The following is a 20,297-nucleotide window of genomic DNA, read 5'->3' on the forward strand; positions in this document are numbered from 1 at the left end:
CGGGTCGTGGTTCATCGCACAGGCCGTCGAGCCGGCGTTCCAGGAAGCGCCGCCGCCAGGCCCGGACGGTGTCCGTGGTGATGCCCAGCCGCCGCGCGACCTCGGCGATCGCATGCCCGTCCGCGCTCTCCAGGACGATCCGCGACCGCAAGGCCAGCGACTGGGCACTCGAACGACGGCGCACCCACGACTGCAACATCGCCCGCTCGGCATCGGACAGCACCACCGGCGGGATCTTCGGTCCAGGACGACTCACACCAGACCAACGACAAATCTCCGACTCAGATCACTAGGGCCTGTCCAGCGGATCATGGCCGGGGCCGCGGCGTCTGGCACGGCACCTCGCCGCGTTGCCGAAACGCCCCAATAGCTCCGCTATCGAGGCGCTCCGGCGCCTTGCGATGCACCGCACCAGACGCCGCGGCCTATCCGACCCTGATCCGCCGGACAGGCCCTAGCCGTCCGTACGGCGCAGCGGCGGCTCGACCGGAGACTCGGCCGCGGGCCCGAAGAGCACCGCCCGCGCCACGGCGGGGGCGAACAGCACCGTCATCGGGGCGGTGAGGGTGATCGCCTTGCGGAAGGCGGCGCCGACGACCGGGTCGCCCGCCGACCGCTCCTGCACCCGGCCGATGTACCAGCCGACCGCCTTGTCCAGCGCGCTGGGCGCGTCCTCGGCGCCGACCGCGCCGGGCATCTTCTTGTCGGCACCCGTGGAGACGTCCCAGGCCTGCCGGGAGGCGTCGAGGAGGGCGCGCTGCACCCGCCGGGTGGTCGGGGTGCGCTTCGGGTCGGCGAGCGCCCGGCGCAGGGCGACCGCGGAGATCGCCGCCACCGCCATGCCCTGTCCGTAGATGGGATTGAAGGCGCAGAGCGCGTCACCGGTGGCGAGGAAGCCGGCCGGGCGGCGGCCCGGACGGTCGTACCGGCGCCGGATGTTGGCGGTCTTGCGGAAGCCGTACACCGGGGACGCCGGCTCCGCCTTCGCCAGCCACTCGCTGATCACCGGGTGCGGCATCCGCTTCGCGTACTCCTCGAACGCCCCTTCGTCCGAGGGCGGTTCGTTGCCGCGCAGCCCCGAGAGGGTCACGAGGTGCGTCCCGTCGCCGCAGGGCAGCACGACGGCCCCGTACTCCTGGCGCGGGTTGGGCAGGATGAAGTAGCCCATGGCGTCGCTGTCAAGGACGCCCTCCGGGGCGCGGTAGACCCGGGTGCCGTAGGCGAGACCGGTGTCGATGGTCTCCTCGTGCGGCGCCTCGGCCCCGATCGCCGCCAGCCAGTCGGCCGCCTTCGTGGACCGGCCGGAGGCGTCGACGACGAGATCGGCCTCCAGGACGCGGGTCTCCTTCTCGGCACCCGCGCCGCGCTCGCGCAGCCGGACGCCGCGGACGCGCGTGGAGTCGCCGGTCAGACCCACCGTCTCGTGGCCCTCGATCAGCTCGATCCGCGGGTCGGCGCACACCCGCTGCCGCACCAGCCACTCCAGCTGCGGGCGCGGACCCGAGTAGAAGTGCACGGTGGCGGGCAGCCGGCTCAGCCACTTGCCGTTCTGCCACTGCACCATGTCCTCGGGCACGCCCACCTTGGGCGCGCCGAGCTCCCGCAGCTCGTCCACGAACCCCGGCAGCAGCTCCTCGTACGCCTGCTGCCCGCCCGCGATGAGGACGTGCAGGTGCCGGCCCTGCGGCACGCCCGGCCGGGCTTCGGGCCCCTCCGGGTAGCGGTCGCGCTCGACGACCGTCACCTTCTCGGCGTGCTCGGCGAGTACCCGAGCGGCAAGCAGTCCAGCGAGACTTCCCCCGATGACCACCGCGTGACGTGTCGCGCGGCGGCCCAAGACGTCGGCCATACCCGCCCTTTCGTGTCGTGGAACTACAACTGACCAGTATCCACGCCGGTACGGGCCGCGTCGCGCGCCCGGGGCCCGAGGCGCTCGATATGGCCGAAGGCGGACCGTCCGAGTCGATGGTCGGACTACTCTTCCGGACCGAGCTCCGCGAGCGCGCCCGTCAGCCACTCCACCCAGAACCGCTCCAGATCGACCCCGCCCCGCAGGACCAGATGGCGCAGCCGGTCCGCTTCGGCGCGGCGGCGCTCCGCCGGAAAGTCCCGCGCCTCGATGGTCAGATACTCGTCCAACTGCTCCTGATGCAGGGCGAGATGGCGCTTCAGCTCGGCCCGGAGCCCGGCCGCTCCGACCATCGCCGCGGCCCGCATCCGCAGCAGCAGGGCGGAGCGGAGCGGCTTCGGGTCCTCGGCCCGCGCGACCCAGTCGCTCAGCTCCGCCCGGCCGGCGGGCAGCACCTCGTACTCCTTCTTCTGTCCCCGCGCGGGCACCGGAGCGGGCAGGGCGCGGATGTGCCCCGCCTGCTCCAGCTTCCCGAGCTCGCGGTAGATCTGCTGGTGCGTGGCCGACCAGAAGTAGCCGATCGACTTGTCGAAGCGGCGCGTCAGTTCGAGGCCGGAGGACGGCTTTTCGAGCAGCGCGGTGAGGATCGCGTGCGGGAGGGACATGCTCGCATCCTAGGTTCGGCCGGCCACGTTGATCACGGAGCCGCCGTCACAGCGAGGCGGCGAGCCGGGTGCCCTGGTCGATGGCCCGCTTCGCGTCCAGCTCCGCGGCGACGTCCGCCCCGCCGATGAGGTGCGCCGGGCGGCCCGCGGCCACCAGCTCCTCGTACAGGTCGCGGCGCGGCTCCTGGCCCGAGCAGAGCACGACGGTGTCGACGGGCAGCAGCTGCGGCTGGCCGTCGATCGTGACGTGCAGTCCGGCGTCGTCGATCCGCTCGTACGACACGCCCGCCACCATGCTGACGCCCCGGTGCTTGAGCTCGGTGCGGTGGATCCACCCGGTCGTCTTGCCGAGACCGGCGCCGACCTTGGAGGTCTTGCGCTGGAGCAGGTGGACCTGGCGCGGCGGCGCGTTCCGCTCGGGCGCGCGCAGTCCGCCGCGGTTCTCGTACGAGGTGTCGACGCCCCACTGGCGGAAGTACGTCTCGGGGTCCTGGCTCGCGCCCTCGCCGCCGTCCGTGAGGAACTCGGCGACGTCGAAGCCGATGCCGCCCGCGCCGATGATCGCGACCCGGTCCCCGACCGGGGCGCCGTCCCGCAGCACGTCGAGGTAGCTGAGGACGCTCGGGTGGTCCTCGCCCGCGATCCCCGGCGTGCGGGGGGTGACACCGGTCGCGACGACGACCTCGTCGTAGCCCTCCAGGTCGGCGGCCGAGACCTGCGTGTTCAGGCGGACGTCGATGCCGCGCTCGGCGAGCTGGACGCGGAAGTAGCGCAGCGTCTCGTCGAACTCCTCCTTGCCCGGCACCCGCTTGGCGATGTTCAGCTGGCCGCCGATCTCGGCGGCGGCGTCGAAGAGGGTGACGGAGTGGCCGCGCCCGGCCGCCGCGACGGCGCAGGAGAGTCCGGCGGGTCCGGCGCCGACGACGGCGATCCGCTTGGCGAGGCGGGTGGGGGAGAGGACCAGCTCGGTCTCGTGGCAGGCGCGCGGATTGACCAGGCAGGAGGTGATCTTCAGGCTGAAGGTGTGGTCGAGGCAGGCCTGGTTGCAGCCGATGCAGGTGTTGATGGTCTCGGCGCGGCCGGCGGACGCCTTGTTCACGAAGTCCGGGTCGGCGAGGAACGGGCGGGCCAGCGAGACCAGGTCGGCGCGGCCGTCGGCGAGGATCTCCTCGGCCACCTCGGGGGTGTTGATGCGGTTGGAGGTGACGAGCGGCACGGAGACCGCGCCCATCAGCCTCTTCGTCACCCAGGTGTAGGCGCCGCGCGGCACGGAGGTGGCGATGGTGGGGATGCGCGCCTCGTGCCAGCCGATGCCGGTGTTGATGATGGTCGCGCCCGCGGCCTCGATCTCCTTGGCGAGCGCGACGACCTCGTCGAGGGTGGAGCCACCCGGGACCAGGTCGAGCATGGAGAGCCGGTAGACCAGGATGAAGTCCTCGCCGACGCGCTCGCGGATCCGGCGGACGATCTCCAGCGGGAAGCGGACCCGGTTCTCGTACGAGCCGCCCCAGCGGTCGGTGCGCTGGTTGGTCGCGGCTGCGATGAACTCGTTGATGAGGTAGCCCTCGGAGCCCATCACCTCGACGCCGTCGTACCCCGCCTCCCGCGCCAGCTCGGCGCAGCGCGCGTAGTCCTCGACGGTCTGCTCGACCTCGGCGTCGGTCAGCTCGTTCGGTACGAAGGGGCTGATGGGCGCCTTGAGCGGGCTCGGGCCGACGAGGCCGGGGTGGTAGGCGTACCGGCCGAAGTGCAGGATCTGCATCGCGATCCTGCCGCCCTCCGCGTGCACGGCGTCGGTGATCAGCCGGTGCTCGGCGACCTCCTCGGCCGTGGTCAGCTTGGCCCCGCCGTCCCAGGGGCGTCCGGCCTCGTTGGGCGCGATGCCACCGGTGACGATGAGCCCCGCGCCGCCGCGGGCGCGCTCCGCGTAGAAGGCGGCCATGCGCTCGAACCCGTGCTCGGTCTCCTCGAGGCCGACGTGCATCGACCCCATGATCACCCGGTTGGGCAGGGTGGTGAACCCGAGGTCGAGCGGGCTCAGCAGGTGCGGGTACGGGGTCGGGGTCATGGGGGCGCCTCCTCGCGCAGGGGTCGTCGAGGACAGTTCTAGGCGACCCCGTGCGGCTTCTGCAACTAGTTGCAGAAGAATCGGGGAGTGATGTCTACTACTCGGTAGCAAGAGTGGGGGCGGAAGCGCAGGGGCGCGGGGTTCCCGGCCCTGGGGAGGGGCGCCGGGCGGGCGCCCCCCGGCCTCAGGACGATCGGTTCGGGACCGACGACGCCGCCGCCACCCACGCGTCCAGGTCGTCGTCCGCGAGCAGCTCGGCGACCGGGCCGGTGCGCACCCCGCGGCCGCTCACTCCTTGCGATACGCGTACGCCTCCGCGGCCGCCGCCGCCACCGCGTCGAGATCCCCGCCGGCGCTCGCCGTCACCAGCGCGGCGACCGCGCCCTCGACGAACGGCGCGTCCACGAGCCGCGCGCCCTCCGGCAGCTCGTCGCCCTCGGCGAGCAGCGCCTTCACGGTGAGGACCGCGCTGCCCAGGTCGACGAGGAGCGCGACCCCGGCACCCCGGTCGACGGCCTTCGCCGCCTCGCAGATCAGCTCGGAACTCGTCCCGAGCCCACCGTCCGGAGTCCCGCCCGCGGGCAGGACCGGCGCGAGGTCCCCGCCGCCCGCGAGCCCCCGGGCGAGCTCCGCCACGGCCGCCGCGACGGCGGCGCTGTGCGAGACGAGCACGATGCCGACGGGAGACGGAACCGAGCCCACCCGGGCGGGGCTCATCGCACCCCCTCCGCCCGCGCGGTGTCGGCGAGCGCCGCGAACAGCAGCGCCGAGGACGTCGCCCCGGGATCCTGGTGCCCGATCGACCGCTCCCCGAGATAGCTGGCCCTGCCCTTGCGCGCCTGGAGGGGTACGGTCGCCAGGGCGCCCTTCTCGGCGGCGGCGCGGGCCTCCTCGTACGAGCTCCGCAGCCCTTCCACGGCCGGCACGAGCGCGTCCAGCATCGTCTTGTCGCCCACCTGCGCACCGCCCAGTTGCGACACGGCGGCCACACCGGCGCCGAACGCCTCGGCCAACCGCTCCCGGTCGACCTCCGCCTCCTCGCCCAGGGCCTTCCCGGCGCGCCGCAGCAGCGTGCCGTACAGCGGCCCCGAAGCGCCGCCGACGGTGGAGATGAGCTGCCGCCCGGCGGTGGTGAGCACCGCGCCCGGAGTCGCGGGCGGCTCGTCCGCCAGGGTCTCCGTCACCGCGGCGAAGCCCCGCTTCAGATTGGCTCCGTGGTCGGCGTCGCCGATCGCCGAGTCCAGCTCGGTGAGCCGGTCCGCCTCCCGGTCGACGTCCTCGGCCACCGCGGCCAGCCACCGCACCAGGAACCCGGCGCCGAAGGTATCCGTCACGTCGTCACTCCCCATGCCCATCCCCGTCTCACCGGCCCCAGCGCAGCGCCGGCGTCTGCACCGGAGCGTCCCACAGCCGCAGCAGCTCCTCGTCGACCTGGCACAGGGTCACCGAGCATCCGGCCATGTCGAGCGAGGTCACGTAGTTCCCGACCAGTGTCCCGGCCACGGGCACCTTCCGCTCGGCGAGCACCCGCTGCACCTCGGCGTTGAAGCCGTACAGCTCCAGGAGCGGGGTCGCGCCCATCCCGTTCACCAGCGCGATGACCGGCCCGGACGGGCGCAGGTCCTCGACGACGGCGTCGACGGCGAAGTCCGCGATCTCCCGTGAGGTCATCATGGCCCGCCGCTCACGCCCCGGCTCGCCGTGGATGCCGATCCCCAACTCCAGCTCCCCCTCGGGGAGATCGAAGGTGGGACTGCCCTTGGCCGGGGTGGTACAGGCGCTCAGGGCCACCCCGAAGGACCGGGACCGCTCGTTCACCCGTCGGGCGATCGCCTCCACCCGCTCCAGCGGGGCGCCCTCCTCGGCGGCGGCGCCCGCGATCTTCTCCACGAACAGCGTGCCGCCGGTGCCGCGCCGGCCCGCCGTGTACAGACTGTCCGTCACCGCCACGTCGTCGTCGACGAGGACCTTGGCGACCCGGATGCCCTCGTCCTCGGCGAGCTCCGCCGCCATCTCGAAGTTCAGCACGTCACCGGTGTAGTTCTTGACGACGAACAACACCCCGGCACCGCTGTCGACCGCGGCGGCGGCCCGCACCATCTGATCGGGCACCGGCGAGGTGAACACCTCGCCGGGACACGCGGCCGCCAGCATCCCGGGCCCCACGAACCCCCCGTGCAACGGCTCGTGCCCGGACCCACCGCCGGACACCAGCGCCACCTTCCCGGCCACGGGCGCGTCCCGCCGCACCACCACACGCCGCTCCACGTCCACGGTCAACTCGGGATGAGCCGCGGCCATCCCCCGCAGCGCGTCGGCGACGACGGTCTCCGGAACGTTGATCAACATCCTCATGGATACCTCCTGGTGAGATGAGCAGGCGAGCCGCTGAGCAGGGCTTGTGCAGGTCAGGTCAGGTGCTGCGAGTTGCTGGTCTTTCCTGGCGCTCCATCAGTTTGAGTTCACCTGGAATCGTCTTTGCGAATGCGCATCATGGCGCAATTATCGTCGCGAGGTGGTGATCGCGCACCGGTGCGTCATCAGTGGTCCCGGGCGATTCCGATTCCCGGCGGCGCGGGCCGGAGGTTCCTCGTCGAGGAGGTTGCAGCGTCCGCGCACCCGTGGGGGCCGCTGCGCGCCGCTCTGGACGGCACGGTTGGGGCACGCCCCCAGCGGACGTGGCGACGAGGTGGTCTCCGCCCCGGCGGATGGGGGCCGCGTGGCCGAGCCGCCGCGCCCGTGAGCGGATGTCGCGGGCGCCAGCGGAGCACGCTCAGGCTGTCGATCCCTGGACGCCAGGGGGAATTGGCCCCGGCGGACCGGGACGTGGCCGACCTCGACCGCAGCCGGGGGCGGGCAGGAGGGATACGCCGAACCTCAGCCGTCGCTCGGCGGGGACGGATCCCACTCGAACCGCCGACCTCGGAGGGCCACATGACCACTGCCCGCACCCTCGCCGTCATCGGCGCCGGCCGCATCGTCTCCGCCTCGGCCCTGGGCTCACCGCCGGCTCTCACACGGCCGAACTGCTGCCCTGGGCCAAGGTCGTCCGGGCGTTCAGTCACGTCCTCGACGAGTTGCTGGAGACCCGGGCCTACGGCAAGCCGTTGCCCGCAGCGGGGCGGCTCGATTCGCCTTGTCGGTCGGGTACTCAGGGCGCGTGACGTGGGCGAATGCCGGCAAGTCCGGCGGTGTGCGGGAGGAGGGAGGCCACCCCGACCGGCACGTGATCCAACGCATATCGGTGGGAGCGATGACTCTTCTCCTCCTCGACCAGGAGCGCCCAGGGCTCGTAGCCGGTTCCGTCGGTACGGGGGCGGTTCCGGCCGAAGGTGGGGAGCCGTTCGCCACGGTGGGGACGAGCCGTGAGCCGCGGCAGCCGACGGCCGGCCCGGTCGCCTGTCACGGTAGGCCCAGGCCATGGGCATGGAGCACCCGCGATGTCGAGGAGAGGGCGGCAGGTTGTGCGGAGGTGGTGCACGACGCTCGGGCCGGCCCGGAGAACGGCGAAGCCCCAGGTCTGGTCACCACCCGCGTCCCCGCATCACCAGGCCACGGCCGATTCGCTCGTCCGCACCGCACGGCCTGGCGTTCCGAACCACCGGGACAGGGCGTCGGCGAGCCCGTCCCCCGTATCCCCTGTGTGCGACGTGTCCCCGGCGTCGGCTGCCCAGGCGGTGATTCCGTCCGGACGTACGAGCAGCCCGGCCAGCTCCGGTTCGCCAGGGCAGGCGGTGGTGACGACGCGTACCCGCTCGCCGTACCCCTCGGCGTCCGCCCTGAGCCCCGCGTCGTCGGCGAGGTCGAGCAGCAAGGCCCGCCCGTCGTGGAGCAGGTCCGCGAGGCGCGTCCCGTCGGCGAGTTCGAGGTCCGGGGCGCTGCGGCCGACCAGCGGATGGCTGCCGGGGAGGTCGTACCGCTGCGAGACGCCGGAGATCTTCTTGGCGAAGTACGTGGTGCCGGCGACGGAGCCGGTCAACTCGGCGACGACGTCGCGCAGGGCGCGGGCCTGCGGTTCCGGCCGCATCAACGCGATCTGCGCCCGGGTCCATTCGAGCACCCACGCCCCGATCGGATGCCGTTCGGCCGTGTACGTGTCCAGCAGCTCCTCCGGAGCACGGCCGCGTACGACCGCGGCGAGCTTCCAGCCGAGGTTCATCGCATCCCCGATGCCGAGGTTGAGTCCCTGGCCGCCGAACGGTGAGTGGACGTGCGCGGCGTCGCCCGCCAGGAGGACCCGGCCCGCGCGGTAGTCGGCCACCTGGCGCGCGTTGTCGGTGAAGCGGGTGGCGGTGCGCACCCCGGTGATCGTGACCTCCGCCCCGGAGACGTGCCGCAGGCTCGCCTGCAACTCCTCTGCGGTGACCGGCGCTTCCCGGTCGGCCGGCGGCCCGTCGAACTCGACCGTGAGGATGCGCCCGGGCATCGGCCCGTGCACGTACGTCCCGGTGTCCGTGTGGTTCCAGCCGGGCCGGAGGGCTTCGGCCCCGGTCATCTCGACGAGCGCCTGGTGACCGGTGATCTGCGGATCCGTACCGGGGAAGGCGAACCCGGCGAGCTTGCGGACCGTACTGCGGCCGCCGTCACAGCCCACGAGCCAGCCTGCGCGTATGGCCTCGCCCGTCCCGTCGGTCACCCGGGCCACGCGCACCTCGATCCCGCCGTCTTCCTCGCCGAACCCCGTCAACTCCGTGCCGCTGCGCACCTCGACACCGAGCTGTCGGGCGCGTTCTGCGAGTATCCGCTCCACCTCCTGCTGCGGTACGAGGCTGACCTCCCCGGCGGGGCCGGCGTTCATGAAGTCCGGGTCGGTCGCGTCCAGCAGATCCCCGCTCAGCATGATTCCGCCGAAGTGCCCGAGGAACTTGGAGGGTGTGTGAGGAGGCCGGCCATTCGCCCGCGTCCCCTGCTGTTCGCGTACGAACGCCTGGAACCGCTCGGCGGAGCGCTGCTGCACCTCGGCCAGTGCGGGCAGCATGCCACGCCGGTAGAACGCCTCGGCGGTCGGCGTGTTGATCGCCCCCGCCTTGATGGTCTGGTCCACTTCGGTGCGGCGCTCGACGACCACCACGCTTGCGCCGCCGAGCCGGAGCTCGCAGGCCAGCATCAGTCCGACCGGGCCGCCTCCGGCGACCACCACGTCAAAGTTCGCGCTCATGGAGTTCATGGCGCTGACTATAGTCACTAAAATTTTATAGTCGCTATAGTGTTGTCCGTGACCGAGAAAAGTGAGAGGCGCGACTCCGGAGAGCGCGCGGCCGACCAGGCGTTGACACTGCGAGAGCGCAAGAAGCGCGAGACGCGGCAGCGGATCTCGGACGAGGCGACGATGCTGTTCGCGGCGCGCGGCTTCGACCAGGTGACCGTGGCGGAGGTCGCCAAGGCCGCTCATGTCTCCACCATGACGGTCTTCAACCACTTCCCCCGCAAGGAAGACCTCTTCCTGGACCGGATCCCCGAAGCGGTCGAACTCTTCACCGCCGCGGTACGAAACCGTCCGGTCGGCGAATCCCCACTGACCGCTCTGCGCGCGCTGCTGCTCCAACTCCTGGAGCAGGGACACCCGCTGGCGGCGGTGAGCGACGACTTCCCGCCCTTCTGGAGCATCGTGCTGGACTCGCCCGCCCTGCGGGCGCGGGCGCGCGAAGGTGTCGAGGAAGTGGAGAAGGCGCTGGGGGACGCGATGGCCGAGACCGCCCCCAGGGGCGACGGCCCCGACCCCCGCCTCGCGGCGGCACTGATCGTCGCCGCGTACCGGGTCGTCTACATCACCACGGCCCAACGCCTGCTCGCGGGCGAGCGCGCGGCTGATGTCGCCGACGACCATCGGTCTCGTGTGCGCGGTGCATTCGACGTGCTGGAGCGTGCACTTCTCTCGGCGCGCTGACGCCTCACCCGCGGATCGCGGCGGTCGCCGAGGGCCCCGCCCGATCGCGCCCGCGGGCGCGATCAATCCAGACGACGAAGAAGGCCCAGATCACTGACCTGGGCCTTCGTCCACGAGCGGATGACGGAAAACGAAGAGTCGATGCCGACCGCTGCGCTGACGGCCGTCAGCAGGTGCCGGGAGCGGCCTTGCCGGCGAATCGGTCCGCGAGCCAGGGTGCGCCCTCGGTGCTGGTGGCGGCGGTGGCGGCGATGTGGCCGGGAAGGATGTTGCTGGTGAACCTCACGGTGACGCCCAGCCGGCACCAGTCGGCGGCCAGCTGCTCGCCGACCCGGTAGGGGACCGCGTCGTCGAGCCGGCTGTGCGACAGCAGGACGGGGACGGCGGGCTTGCGGGTGCCGAGCCGCTGGTCGGCCACGATCGCCTTCCAGGGCGCGTACGAGAGACGGTCGGGCAGGGGGCGGCCGTCCACGGTCAGGTGCCGGGACCGCAGGAACGGGTACTTGGCGAGGGCCTGCGTGGTGCACAGGTTGTCCCTCAGGTCGTTCGTGATCCGCTTCGCGAAGAAGTTCAGGTACGGGTTGATGTCGATGCCGTAGGTGGCACCGAGCCCGGACAGGGAGTAGTTGAAGAACGCGCCGTACGCGGAGCCGTCGAGGTTGGCCGCCACCGCGTCGAGGTCCGCAGGGGCAGCCCCGACGACGGCGCCCTTGATCTGCAGCTCAGGCGCGTAGGAGGGGGCGAGCTCGGCCGCGGAGGCGGCAGCGCCGCCGCCTTGGGAGTACCCGTAGAGCGCCACCGGGCCGGCGGCGGGCAGCTGGGTTCCCTGCAGCCGCTGGGCCGCCCGGCGGGAGTCCAGGACCGCACGTCCCTCGGCCTCGCGGTCCATGTCGGTGTGGACGCCCGGGGTGCCGAGTCCCTGGTAGTCGGTGACCACGACGGCCCAGCCCTGGTCGAGGAGGTTCTCGACGGGCAGTCCCTCGTACTCGGTGCCCTCGGCCGGCTGCCGCGAGGGGGCGCACGTGTCGGCCAGTCCCTGGGTGCCCGGGGCGAAGGCGATGATCGGCCGGGGCGCGGGGGAGGAGGTCCTGGGGACGAGGACGGTCCCGGTGACCGCGATGGGCTTCCCGGTGCGGTCGGTCGAGCCGTACAGGATCCGTTCGACGTTCGCGTCGACCTTGACCGCCTGGAGCGGGTCCAGAGAGAAGACGGCCGGTTCCGAGCTGATCACGTCACCGTCGCCCGCAGGAAGAGCGGCCGCGGACGCCATGCATGCGTCGGTGACGCCCGTCGACCGATGCTTCAGGCGTGGTGGGTGGGGGACAGTCCGAGCCGGTCGGTGGTGGTCGGTCCGGAGACTTCGCCGAGGTAGAGCACCATGGTCTGGCGCCGGCCCCAGGCGAGGAACGGGTGGTCCCCCTGCCGGGTGACCCAGGTGGTGGTGTCCGCGCCGCCCGTCTCGGCGCCGGCCAGGCCGATCTGCTTGGTGCCGGCGTCGACCGCCTCGCCGGGGCTGTTGGTCCCGCGGTGGAAGACGATGCCCTGGTCGGCGAGGCGGGTCTGGACAACGACGAAGGCCCAGGTCTCTGACCTGGGCCTTCGTTCAAGAGCGGATGACGGGAATCGAACCCGCGCCATCAGCTTGGGAAGCGCCCGGCACTTGAGGTTCATGTGGGTTCTGAACTGGGGAGATGTACGTGCCAGGGGTCTCCATCGCCTTGCCGCCCTCCCGGCCAGGCCTAGCCTGCCTCGCGTCGAGCCGCACTCATGTCAAAAGGCGGACGCTTGCGCATCGTCGCGCAGGAAGGTTTCGATCTCCCCGAAGTCCGGTGTCTGGAAGGGATGTGTGGTGGGAGGCGGTGATGTCGCAGCGACGCAGCGGGGCCGCCCCTTCCGGAGCGGAGAACGGTGAGGTCAGGTCGGTGAGAGGGCTCCGCTTCGGTGCGAGGCCGTGAACGGATCTGGTGGGCCGTGGCCGGGCATGGCAGCCCTACAGCTTGCTCATCTTGGCGTATGGACTCAGGATCCGCTCTTGCGTCGAGCCGAAATCCACGAGCGCCGCGATCCCCTCCTCGATGCCGATGACCCGGCCGAGGCCGTGCACATCGTGTGTGACCTGGTCTCCTATGGCGAACTGCCTCGGAGGTGGTGTGACCGGGGCCTTGAAGGGACTGGTGGGCAAATAGCGCTTCGGTGCACCTGGCTTTGTCATTGCTGCCAGTATGCGCCCGCGCGTATCCGCGCGCTGCGGCCCCTCACGTCCGCAGCGCGAGGGCTGAAAGGGGCTCGACGAAAAACAACAGCCCCAGTCCGCTGACCTGGGGCTTCACAGAAGAGCGGATGGCGGGCAGACGGTGAGCCCATGGGCGATGACGTCGAACGGCGGAGGGCGCGGCGACCCCAGAGGGGTCCAGGCGACGAACAAGCAAGGGTCCGCGACCCGGTACTTCGATCTTCGCAGCGGAGTACTTCCGCCCGGACGGCCGCTTCTCACGCCAGGCAAGCGGATCGTCCTGGCCCAGTACTGCGCGGCGGGGTCGGGCGACGGCGTCGACCTCGCCGGGGACTTCGCCGCGACGCGGCGTCAGCATCCCCCGCGTCCTCGAACGCACCCACGACGAACCGTCCCAGCATGGCGCCCATCGCCATCGCCTATCGGCGGCCCGCGCCCGTACGCTGGTCACAAGGCGCGGGCCCCGGTACTGGAGGGGTGTGCCCCGTGGGCGTCGATGCCTGGGGTGGGCGAACTGCAAGACCGCCTACTCGGACACCTGCGGCACGCTCAACCGGCGCGCCTTCCCCGAGGCCGCCGCCTCCTGGGTCCCCCGCCACGAGCGGCGCCTGGCCGCCCTGCTGGGCGCGGTCACGGCGGGCAGCAGTGTGGGCGGCCCCGGCCCGGCCGGAACCGACCCCGGCCCGGCTCAGCACGGGTCGGGGCGCAGGGAGCACCAGGTGCGGTCGGGGAGCACGCGGGCGGCCTGGGCGAGGTCGGTCCCGCTCGTGCCCGAAAGCCCCCCTGCTCCGCGTGTTCCTCTTCGCTGCCCGCCTCCCGGCTGAGGGATGGGCTCCCTCAGCCTCCTCTCCCAGGCCGCGTCCACGCCCCGTCGACGGGAGGGGCCGTTCGGGCCCCTCTACGGCATCGACGGTACCCACGCCGAATCGGTAGGCCGATGGCTGTCCATGCAACGAACCGTGGCCTCGGCCGAGGACCGTGACGAAGTCCGCGTGAGCGGAAGGAGGTACGTACGGTGATGGCGTTCGCCACAAACCGCACCTCGGTGGCGATGATGGCCTCTGTGTGATGCGTAAACCCAGGAAGCACGGAGGTGGCACGGATGCCCAGGATCACCATCGCGGTCGACGCGGCCGCTGGGAGCACGCAATCGCGACGACGTGTCCCCCGCGATCGCGCCGAGGGAACGGCACAGGCGCACCTGTCGGCCGGTGGGTCACGGCCGGGTGGCGGGCACACTCGGCGACGACGAGCGCCCGCTCGACGCACTGGTGCTGATGAGCGAAGCGGCCATGCCCGAGGCCGACCTCCCGGCCCGGCCGGTCGCCGTGGTTCCCCCCGCAGCGCGCGGCGCATGGTCGACGAGGTGCTGTGTGTCGCCGAGTGCTTCACCTGCCTCGCCGATGCCACGGACCTGCCGCACCGGCACGCGGAGCCCGGAGCGTGGGCGGCGGCTCTCACGCGGCTCACCCCGGAAGCCTCGTACCGCGTCACCGGATGCGGGCAGGCCGGGGAAGCCGAGGAGCTGCGCGCCCAGGGAGGGCACGTCCACCTCCAGCGCACCGGGTGTCCGGAGTGAACGCCGCTCTGGGAGATCCGGGCAGGCCAGAGGCGAGGGCCGTGGTCATGCTGCGCGTCGCGGACGGAGGAACCCGTCGCCGCACCGGTATCCCGACGGGGCGCCGGCGGGGGATGCTGACCATGCGGACCCATCTGGTCGGCACGGACATGGACGACGTGGATGTGGACATGACCGACCTGCGAACCCTGCTGGCCGGCGATGTGCTGCTGCGGGCCCTGGAGAGCAAGGGAGTGCAGGTCTTCCACACCCTCGCCGAACCGGCGCTGCCCCGCGAGCGTGCCGTGCGTCTGCGGCACGCCATGGACGGCTTGGGTATCCATCCGCCCGACGGTGAGACCACGGGGTCGGGGAACCGGGCGGATCTCCACGTGTCCGCCACCGCCCTCCGGCCCACCGCGACGGGGTTGTGGCTTGAAGTGGGGCACGTGCGGCAGGACGCCCCGCCGCTCCAGCGCGTGCGGGTGGGGAGCGCGGACGGTGTGGACCCGCTGGCCGTCCGCCTGGCGCTTCTGTCCTCGCCGTACCACCGGCCCGTCGGCCTGACCTCGGACGTGCTCCTCGCCGCCGGGCGCCGGCTCACGGCATGGCGACGTCGGGTGGCGTGCTGGGCGAACTCGCCGTCCAAGCCGGTGCCGCCCGACATCGTCACCCGGGCGGACGCCGCACTCGCCGACGACCTGGGCACCCCGGAGATGCTGGAGCTGCTGCGCCACGTCGACACCGTGGACACGATCGCGGACGGCGCCAAGTTCGAGACCTTCGCGCTCCTCGACCGGGTCCTCGGCCTGGAACTCACCCGGGAGATCGGCCATGGGTAGCGTCCCGCGCTCGGCGGCGTCATGACCCGGCCTGCCCGGCTGGTCGTCCTCCGGCACGCCAAATCCGCGTGGCCCGACGGCGTCGCGGACCTGGACCGGCCGCTGTCGGGGCGTGGCCGCAGGGACGCGCCTGCCGCGGGACGCTGGTTGCGCGAAGCCGGCCTCCTGCCGGACACCGTCGTCTGCTCCCCGGCACTTCGTACGAGACAGACCTGGGACCTGGTCTCGGGCGAACTGGGTGCCACGCCTGCGGCGGTCCACGACCCGAGGCTGTACGGGGCGAGCTCCGCCGAGCTCCTCCATGTCGTACGCGAGACGGACGAGTCGTGCCGCACGCTTCTGCTGATCGGGCACAGTCCCGGGGTCCAGGACCTGGTGGTGGCCCTCACCGGAGCGCCGACGATCGGTGACTGCCTCGCCCGCGCCCGGCGGAAGTTCCCGACCTCCGCGATCGCGGTGCTCACCCTCCCCGGTACCTGGAAGCGACTGTCACCCGGCAGCTGCGCGCTCGTCGACTTCGCTGTGCCACGCGGTGAGAAGCACCGGTGAGCCGGGACGCCGGCCGTGACGGGCACGGCCGTCCGGGTCGTGGTTGACGAGGTCGCACAGCAGGAACTCTGCGTCGCACTCTTCCGCCGCCGAGGCGCGGTTTCGGCGGATGAACTCTTGCGCCTCCACCGGGGCGGTGCTTGAGGTGTGCCTTCCTGGCCCTTCCTGCTCGGCGACCGGTGGGGCGGTCCGGCATCGGGACGCATCGGATACCAGCCCCACAAGGAGCGGCAGCGGGACCGCGGGTGTTGTGCGGCGTCCGCCGGGCGGGGACCGGGTGCTCGGGTCGGACCGCTACTGGGGGACGTCCTGCGGGCATCGCTGCGGGCGAGGAGCCGGGCGATGACCTGCGGGTCCATGACCGTGCCGCCGGACGCGACCGTCCGCACGGCGTCGACGAACTGGGCGGTGTGGGTGACCCGGTCCTTGAGCAGGTAGCCGATGGCGCCCTGGCCGCCGGCGAGCAGCTCGTGGACGTACAGCTGCTCGACGTACTGGGAGAGGATCAGGACAGGGAGGGCCGGGCGGGTGCGGCGGGCCTCCAGGGCGGCCTGCAGACCCTCGTCGGTGAAGGTGGGCGGCAGCCGGATGTCGACCACGGCGATGTCCGGCTGCTCCTCGCGCAGGGCGCGCCGCAGGGCGGGGCCGTTGTCCACGGCCGAAACCACGTCGAAGCCGTGCTCCTGGAGCGTTCGGCTCAGTCCGTCCCTGAGCAGGAAGAGGTCTTCGGCGAGGACGATGCGCACGGTATCTCCAGGGTCGCGATGGTCGGTCCGCCCGGCGGGCTGTGCAGGGTGAGGGACCCGTCGAAGGTACTCAACCTGCGCCGGATGCCGTGCAGTCCACTGCCCCGGGAGGGATCCGCCCCGCCGTGGCCGTCGTCGGTGACCGTGATGCGCAGTGCGCGGCCGGAGTGCTCCAGCCGGATGTGGACCTGGCGGGCGCCGGAGTGCTTGGCCGCGTTGGCGAGGAGCTCGCTCACCGCGAAGTAGGCGGCGGACTCGACGGGGGCCGGCATCCGTCCGGGGAGCTGTGCCTCGACCAGCACGTCGAGGAAGCTGTCGAGCGCCAGGGACCGTACGGCGTCGCCGAGTCCCCGGTCGGCGAGGACGGGCGGGTGGATGCCGTGGACGAGGTCGCGGAGATCCCTCAGCGCCCGCGACGACGTGACACGGACCTCGTCGAGGAGAGCGCGGGCGGCTCGCGGATCGGTGTCGAGGAGGAGGGTCGCCCGGTCCAGGGTCATGCCCAGGGCGACCAGCCGGGCCTGCGCGCCGTCGTGCAGGTCCCGTTCGATGCGCCGGAGTTCGGCGGCCTGGGTGTCCAGCGCGTCGGCGCGGGTGTCGGTGAGGTGCTCGATGCGGCGCTCGAGTTCGGTGCTGTAGGGCGCGGACAGCACCCGTCGGCTCCAGCGGGCGTGCCACCTCAGCGCGGTGGGGGCCAGGCGCAGCCCGGCCGCGGTGAACGCGAGGCCGACCAGGAGGGCGGCGAGCATGGTGGCGGTGGAGCGGACGGGGATGAACGCGTACCAGTTGCCGTCGCCGAGGAGCCGCCAGACGAACGGCTGCACCAGCGCGCCGAACAGCCCGTAGTCGACGAGTGCGAGCGGGAGCGCGATCAGGAGCGCGCCCGTCCACGGCTCCAGCCAGGCCCATCTGAGGTCGTGCCAGAACCCCTCGTCGCCGAGGATCCGGGCCGCCCGCCGGCGACGGCTCCCGGCACGGCCACCGAGGTCCTCGGGAGCGAGCGGTTCGGGCGGGCTGATCCGTGTGCCCGTCCAGCGGAGAGTCCAGGAGCGGTAGCGATCGGAGAGCCGGCGCAAGGCCACCGCGGCGGGCGGCAGCAGGGGAAGGCCCGCGCCCACCGGGAGGAGGAGCAGCACTCCCACCACGAGCCCGCCGACCGCGGTCACGGCGAAGGCGGCGAACGACAGCAATTGACACCGCCCTACGGCAACACAGCCGCGTACGACCGCAGCCGATCGTCCGCCCTTCACCACTCCGGCCATCCCTCGCCCCTTCACGTCAGCGTGCGTCGTGCGCCGGCGCCTTCACCGCCGGCGCGCGCAGAACCCACGGCACCGCGGCCGCCAGGCACGCGCCGCCGAACAGCACCATCGGCAGCACCGCGCCGGACTCCTCGTCCATGAACAGCAGCATCCCCAGGTTGACCAGGGTGTGGAATCCGCCCGCGAGCAGCAGACGGCCCGCACGCACGCGCTCGAGGTCGAGCCCGAGGACGACCGACATCGCCACGGTGGCCAGCAGGAACCCGGCGGCGTAGGCCGGGTCCTGGGCGAAGACCTGGACGTGCCACGCGCCCCACACCAACCCCACGAGAGCGGAGGCAGGGACCGGACCGAACCGCGTGCGCACCAGCGGCTGGAGCAGGCAGCGCCAGCCGATCTCCTCGCCGCACGCGCCGACGAACTGCGTCACGACGATCAGCGCGAAGGGATGCCCGAGGGACCCCGGACCGGTCGCCCGGGGCGTACCTTCCGCGGCGGCGTACGCGACCACGCTGAGCACGATGATCAGTGGTGCCGTGAGCAGCAACAGCAGCCCCCGTCCCGCCTGTTCGCCTCCGGTGTGCCGCATCTCCCTCACCCGGCGGCCCGGCAGAGCCCCGGCGAGTCGGCGCCGGATCCGGGACGGCCACAGCAGGGCCACCACCAACACGCCTGAGGCGGGGCCGAACTGGGTCAGCTGCACCACCTCCTCCGGTATCCCGGTGGCGGGCTGCACTGCCCCCAGCACTCCTGCCGCCACGAACGCGACGGCGAGGAACACCCCTGCCTCCGCCTTCCAGTCCCGCATGCTGCCCGGCCTCCTGCTCGATCGGCGCGTGCGCGTCCCCTTCGGACGCTCCGCCGTCGACTCTGCCGGTCCCCGCGGGGCGGGCCACTGCAGGTAGCCGCCCAAGGGGGGTGCACCTAGGTGCACCCCCCTTGGGCGGGCCGTTCAGCCGGTGGCCGGGTACACGAACAGCTTGGTCTTCCAGCCGTCCACCTTCGCCAGGGCGAGGCCCGCCGAGCCGTTCACCAGGACCGGGGCGATCCCGGGGCTGGTGGGCAGGTCCTTGCCGGTACGGGCGTCGAGTGCCACCGGGCCGTTCTCGGTCTTTCCGTAGACCCGGCCGTGCCACACCGTGGTGACCTCGGGGGCGACGCGGTCGGCCTGCCTGTCCGGCAGTTGCCACAGCACTTCGCCGGTGGTGGCGTCCAGGCCGTAGGCGACGGACTCGTCCCCGTCGGGACCGGTGCCGTGACAGACGAGGGTGCTCTTCTCGTCGTAGACACAGGTGCCCTTGTCGAGTCCGGCGGGCAGCCGCTTCTTGGTCTTGCCGGTGACGGGGTCGAGGAGCTGGACATGGTCCGACTCACTGGCCCAGTCGCCGCCCTGGACGAGGACGAAGTGGGGGCCCGCGGCGGACACCGTCTCGCTGACCAGGTGCTCGCCCTGCCAGCGGCGCCGGCCGGTCGCCGCGTCGTACCCGGCGGAGTAGGTCAAGGAGCTGTCCACGCTCCAGCCGACCGCCGTGCCCTCGGTGATTCCCGTGGCCGCGAAGTCGTCCTTGACCCAGACCTGGCGGTGGGTCGTCAGGTCGACTCCATAGGTCACGGCGTGGGTGTCCTTCTGCGACACCGTCACCACGCCGGTGTTCCCGTCGGCGCCGACGGCCGATGCGGTCAGCTCGACGGTGTGGTCGTCGGCCCACGCGGGCAGCCGCAGGGTCATCCGCCAGCGCACCTCGGCGGTGGCGGGGTCGCTGACGGCGATCTCGACCGCCCTGTGGTCGGCCTGCGTACCCGTACCGGACTGTTCGACCGGGAACGGCGTCAGCAGGGCCGGTGCTCCACCGGTGGTCACCAGGGCGGGCGCCCCGGCCTTGTCCTCGACGCCGGCGCTCTCGGCCAGCGCCTTGCCCGCAGGCTCGATGGTCGCCGTGACGTGACCATTGGTGGTGTCGATGGCCTGGACGTGATCGAACGCGCCCACGTACGCCGTGGTGCCGTACAGGGTCACCGGGGGCGGCCCGACGAGTCTGTTGTCGAGGTCCAGGATGTCCGTGGTCAGACCGTCGGGCATGAGGGCGCCCTTCGTCGCGAACTTCGCCGGCGGGTCGTACACGGGCCGCGACGCGGCGGCCGACCTACTCGCGGCGGCCGCTGGGGTGTCGTCGGCCGACTTGGAGCCCTCGTCCGCACCACAGGCCGTCACGGTGCCGCCGACGAGCACCGCTGCCGCGAGCAGCACCGCCCTTGGACGCAGTGGCATATGAGATTTTCGCACCAGTGTCCCCCGCTCGTGTTCTTACCTGCTCCACCAGGTGATCACCTTAGAGGTAGCCTCGACCATCCCCTGCAGGACCGAACGACTGCTCGTGTCCGCCGCCTTCGCCACCGCCCTCGGCAACAATGTCCAGCTCATCGTCGGCGCCCTGCTCGTGATCCGTGAGCAGCAGACGATGATGGCGGTCGGCCGGCTCTTCATCGCCGTCGCCGCTCCGCAGGCGCTGCTGTCGCCGATCCGCGTTCCCAGACGGCGGCCTTTTCAGCCGTACCGATGAGTTGTGTGCGGATCCGCAGTCGATACTGCCGGATCCACCGACAGCGGTGGGCCTGTGCCGGGAACGTTCCGGCGCGG

The 20,297-nt window shown here is 72.2% G+C and carries 19 protein-coding genes and 2 pseudogenes; 5 read left to right on the plus strand and 16 right to left on the minus strand.

Translation table 11 applies throughout. From position 1 onward, the window contains the following. The 9 genes and pseudogenes from ACZ7HT_RS36515 to ACZ7HT_RS36555 all read right to left on the minus strand — a co-directional run. A partial coding sequence (locus tag ACZ7HT_RS36515) for a helix-turn-helix domain-containing protein (RefSeq protein WP_471174013.1) occupies positions 1–226 on the minus strand: 226 nt, incomplete at its 3' end. 228 nt (positions 227–454) lie between these two features. Next, positions 455–1,849 carry an NAD(P)/FAD-dependent oxidoreductase gene (locus ACZ7HT_RS36520; RefSeq protein ID WP_471174014.1) on the minus strand — a complete coding sequence of 465 codons (1,395 nt, stop codon included), beginning with the start codon at positions 1,847–1,849 and terminating at the stop codon, positions 455–457. Positions 1,850–1,974: 125 nt separating this feature from the next. Then, the gene (locus tag ACZ7HT_RS36525; RefSeq protein WP_471174015.1) at positions 1,975–2,514 is read right to left on the minus strand and encodes a PadR family transcriptional regulator; all 540 of its coding nucleotides are present in this window, start codon (positions 2,512–2,514) and stop codon (positions 1,975–1,977) included. 46 nt (positions 2,515–2,560) lie between these two features. Further along, on the minus strand, positions 2,561–4,582 hold the full coding sequence (locus ACZ7HT_RS36530) for a 2,4-dienoyl-CoA reductase FMN-binding domain-containing protein (RefSeq protein ID WP_471174016.1): 2,022 nt from the start codon (positions 4,580–4,582) through the stop codon (positions 2,561–2,563). A 288-nt stretch (positions 4,583–4,870) separates the two neighbouring features. Next, a complete protein-coding gene (locus ACZ7HT_RS36535) occupies positions 4,871–5,299 on the minus strand; it encodes a PTS-dependent dihydroxyacetone kinase phosphotransferase subunit DhaM (protein WP_471174019.1) in 429 nt (142 codons plus the stop codon). Then, complete coding sequence (dhaL, locus tag ACZ7HT_RS36540; protein ID WP_471174021.1) at positions 5,296–5,931, minus strand: dihydroxyacetone kinase subunit DhaL; 636 nt, start codon at positions 5,929–5,931, stop codon at positions 5,296–5,298. Before dhaL ends, ACZ7HT_RS36535 begins: the two co-directional genes overlap by 4 nt. A gap of 13 nt (positions 5,932–5,944) precedes the next feature. Further along, positions 5,945–6,937: a dihydroxyacetone kinase subunit DhaK gene (dhaK, locus tag ACZ7HT_RS36545; protein WP_471174023.1), complete on the minus strand. Its 993-nt coding sequence runs from the start codon at positions 6,935–6,937 to the stop codon at positions 5,945–5,947. An 895-nt stretch (positions 6,938–7,832) separates the two neighbouring features. After that, positions 7,833–7,978: pseudogene (locus ACZ7HT_RS36550) on the minus strand (RNA polymerase subunit sigma-70); the annotation flags it as partial. A 148-nt stretch (positions 7,979–8,126) separates the two neighbouring features. After that, positions 8,127–9,749, minus strand: coding sequence for an FAD-dependent monooxygenase (locus ACZ7HT_RS36555; RefSeq protein ID WP_471174025.1), 1,623 nt, complete (start codon positions 9,747–9,749; stop codon positions 8,127–8,129). A gap of 48 nt (positions 9,750–9,797) precedes the next feature. Between ACZ7HT_RS36555 and ACZ7HT_RS36560 the strand changes: the two genes are divergently transcribed. Continuing rightward, positions 9,798–10,469, plus strand: a complete 672-nt coding sequence (locus ACZ7HT_RS36560) for a TetR/AcrR family transcriptional regulator (protein ID WP_471174028.1) — start codon at positions 9,798–9,800, stop codon at positions 10,467–10,469. Between the two features lie 166 nt (positions 10,470–10,635). On the opposite strand, the gene ACZ7HT_RS36565 is transcribed toward ACZ7HT_RS36560, so the two are convergent. From ACZ7HT_RS36565 to ACZ7HT_RS36575, 3 genes are all read right to left on the minus strand, one after another. Beyond that, on the minus strand, positions 10,636–11,739 hold the full coding sequence (locus ACZ7HT_RS36565; RefSeq protein WP_471174030.1) for a lipase family protein: 1,104 nt from the start codon (positions 11,737–11,739) through the stop codon (positions 10,636–10,638). A gap of 32 nt (positions 11,740–11,771) precedes the next feature. Beyond that, the gene (locus ACZ7HT_RS36570) at positions 11,772–12,140 is read right to left on the minus strand and encodes a hypothetical protein (RefSeq protein ID WP_471174033.1); all 369 of its coding nucleotides are present in this window, start codon (positions 12,138–12,140) and stop codon (positions 11,772–11,774) included. A gap of 319 nt (positions 12,141–12,459) precedes the next feature. Next, positions 12,460–12,681 (minus strand): hypothetical protein, encoded by a 222-nt coding sequence (locus ACZ7HT_RS36575; RefSeq protein WP_471174034.1) that lies wholly within the window; start codon positions 12,679–12,681, stop codon positions 12,460–12,462. A gap of 1,375 nt (positions 12,682–14,056) precedes the next feature. Here ACZ7HT_RS36575 and ACZ7HT_RS36580 point away from each other — a divergent pair. The 3 genes from ACZ7HT_RS36580 (at position 14,057) to ACZ7HT_RS36590 (ending at position 15,651) form a co-directional block, all read left to right on the plus strand. Then, positions 14,057–14,281: a hypothetical protein gene (locus tag ACZ7HT_RS36580; RefSeq protein ID WP_471174036.1), complete on the plus strand. Its 225-nt coding sequence runs from the start codon at positions 14,057–14,059 to the stop codon at positions 14,279–14,281. Between the two features lie 122 nt (positions 14,282–14,403). Then, complete coding sequence (locus ACZ7HT_RS36585) at positions 14,404–15,102, plus strand: hypothetical protein (protein ID WP_471174038.1); 699 nt, start codon at positions 14,404–14,406, stop codon at positions 15,100–15,102. Positions 15,103–15,123: 21 nt separating this feature from the next. Next, positions 15,124–15,651: a SixA phosphatase family protein gene (locus ACZ7HT_RS36590; protein WP_471174040.1), complete on the plus strand. Its 528-nt coding sequence runs from the start codon at positions 15,124–15,126 to the stop codon at positions 15,649–15,651. Between the two features lie 314 nt (positions 15,652–15,965). Here ACZ7HT_RS36590 and ACZ7HT_RS36595 read toward each other — a convergent pair. From ACZ7HT_RS36595 to ACZ7HT_RS36610, 4 genes and pseudogenes are all read right to left on the minus strand, one after another. Beyond that, positions 15,966–16,397 (minus strand): annotated as a pseudogene (locus ACZ7HT_RS36595) (response regulator); the annotation flags it as partial. Then, the gene (locus tag ACZ7HT_RS36600; RefSeq protein WP_471174042.1) at positions 16,349–17,587 is read right to left on the minus strand and encodes a sensor histidine kinase; all 1,239 of its coding nucleotides are present in this window, start codon (positions 17,585–17,587) and stop codon (positions 16,349–16,351) included. The gene ACZ7HT_RS36600 and the pseudogene ACZ7HT_RS36595, both read right to left, overlap by 49 nt. An 88-nt stretch (positions 17,588–17,675) precedes the next feature. Beyond that, positions 17,676–18,467, minus strand: coding sequence for a CPBP family intramembrane glutamic endopeptidase (locus ACZ7HT_RS36605; protein WP_471174043.1), 792 nt, complete (start codon positions 18,465–18,467; stop codon positions 17,676–17,678). Between the two features lie 144 nt (positions 18,468–18,611). After that, positions 18,612–19,928 (minus strand): PQQ-binding-like beta-propeller repeat protein, encoded by a 1,317-nt coding sequence (locus ACZ7HT_RS36610; RefSeq protein WP_471174045.1) that lies wholly within the window; start codon positions 19,926–19,928, stop codon positions 18,612–18,614. A gap of 106 nt (positions 19,929–20,034) precedes the next feature. Here ACZ7HT_RS36610 and ACZ7HT_RS36615 point away from each other — a divergent pair, with 106 nt between their 5' ends. Beyond that, positions 20,035–20,220, plus strand: coding sequence for a hypothetical protein (locus tag ACZ7HT_RS36615; protein ID WP_471174047.1), 186 nt, complete (start codon positions 20,035–20,037; stop codon positions 20,218–20,220). The last annotated feature ends 77 nt before the right edge of the window (positions 20,221–20,297 follow it).

Source organism: Streptomyces sp. NPDC037410 (genome assembly GCF_055602235.1).

Excerpts from the sequence above, each read along its gene's own strand:
- ACZ7HT_RS36535 (WP_471174019.1), bottom strand. The coding sequence starts at position 5,299 with ATGAGCCCCGCCCGGGTGGGCTCGGTTCCGTCTCCCGTCGGCATCGTG.
- ACZ7HT_RS36570 (WP_471174033.1), bottom strand. The coding sequence starts at position 12,140 with ATGAACCTCAAGTGCCGGGCGCTTCCCAAGCTGATGGCGCGGGTTCGA.
- ACZ7HT_RS36580 (WP_471174036.1), top strand. The coding sequence starts at position 14,057 with ATGGTCGACGAGGTGCTGTGTGTCGCCGAGTGCTTCACCTGCCTCGCC.
- dhaK (WP_471174023.1), bottom strand. The coding sequence starts at position 6,937 with ATGAGGATGTTGATCAACGTTCCGGAGACCGTCGTCGCCGACGCGCTG.
- ACZ7HT_RS36590 (WP_471174040.1), top strand. The coding sequence starts at position 15,124 with ATGACCCGGCCTGCCCGGCTGGTCGTCCTCCGGCACGCCAAATCCGCG.
- ACZ7HT_RS36605 (WP_471174043.1), bottom strand. The coding sequence starts at position 18,467 with ATGCGGGACTGGAAGGCGGAGGCAGGGGTGTTCCTCGCCGTCGCGTTC.
- ACZ7HT_RS36565 (WP_471174030.1), bottom strand. The coding sequence starts at position 11,739 with ATGGCGTCCGCGGCCGCTCTTCCTGCGGGCGACGGTGACGTGATCAGC.
- ACZ7HT_RS36520 (WP_471174014.1), bottom strand. The coding sequence starts at position 1,849 with ATGGCCGACGTCTTGGGCCGCCGCGCGACACGTCACGCGGTGGTCATC.
- ACZ7HT_RS36530 (WP_471174016.1), bottom strand. The coding sequence starts at position 4,582 with ATGACCCCGACCCCGTACCCGCACCTGCTGAGCCCGCTCGACCTCGGG.
- dhaL (WP_471174021.1), bottom strand. The coding sequence starts at position 5,931 with ATGGGGAGTGACGACGTGACGGATACCTTCGGCGCCGGGTTCCTGGTG.
- ACZ7HT_RS36610 (WP_471174045.1), bottom strand. The coding sequence starts at position 19,928 with ATGCCACTGCGTCCAAGGGCGGTGCTGCTCGCGGCAGCGGTGCTCGTC.
- ACZ7HT_RS36525 (WP_471174015.1), bottom strand. The coding sequence starts at position 2,514 with ATGTCCCTCCCGCACGCGATCCTCACCGCGCTGCTCGAAAAGCCGTCC.
- ACZ7HT_RS36575 (WP_471174034.1), bottom strand. The coding sequence starts at position 12,681 with ATGACAAAGCCAGGTGCACCGAAGCGCTATTTGCCCACCAGTCCCTTC.
- ACZ7HT_RS36555 (WP_471174025.1), bottom strand. The coding sequence starts at position 9,749 with ATGAACTCCATGAGCGCGAACTTTGACGTGGTGGTCGCCGGAGGCGGC.
- ACZ7HT_RS36585 (WP_471174038.1), top strand. The coding sequence starts at position 14,404 with ATGCGGACCCATCTGGTCGGCACGGACATGGACGACGTGGATGTGGAC.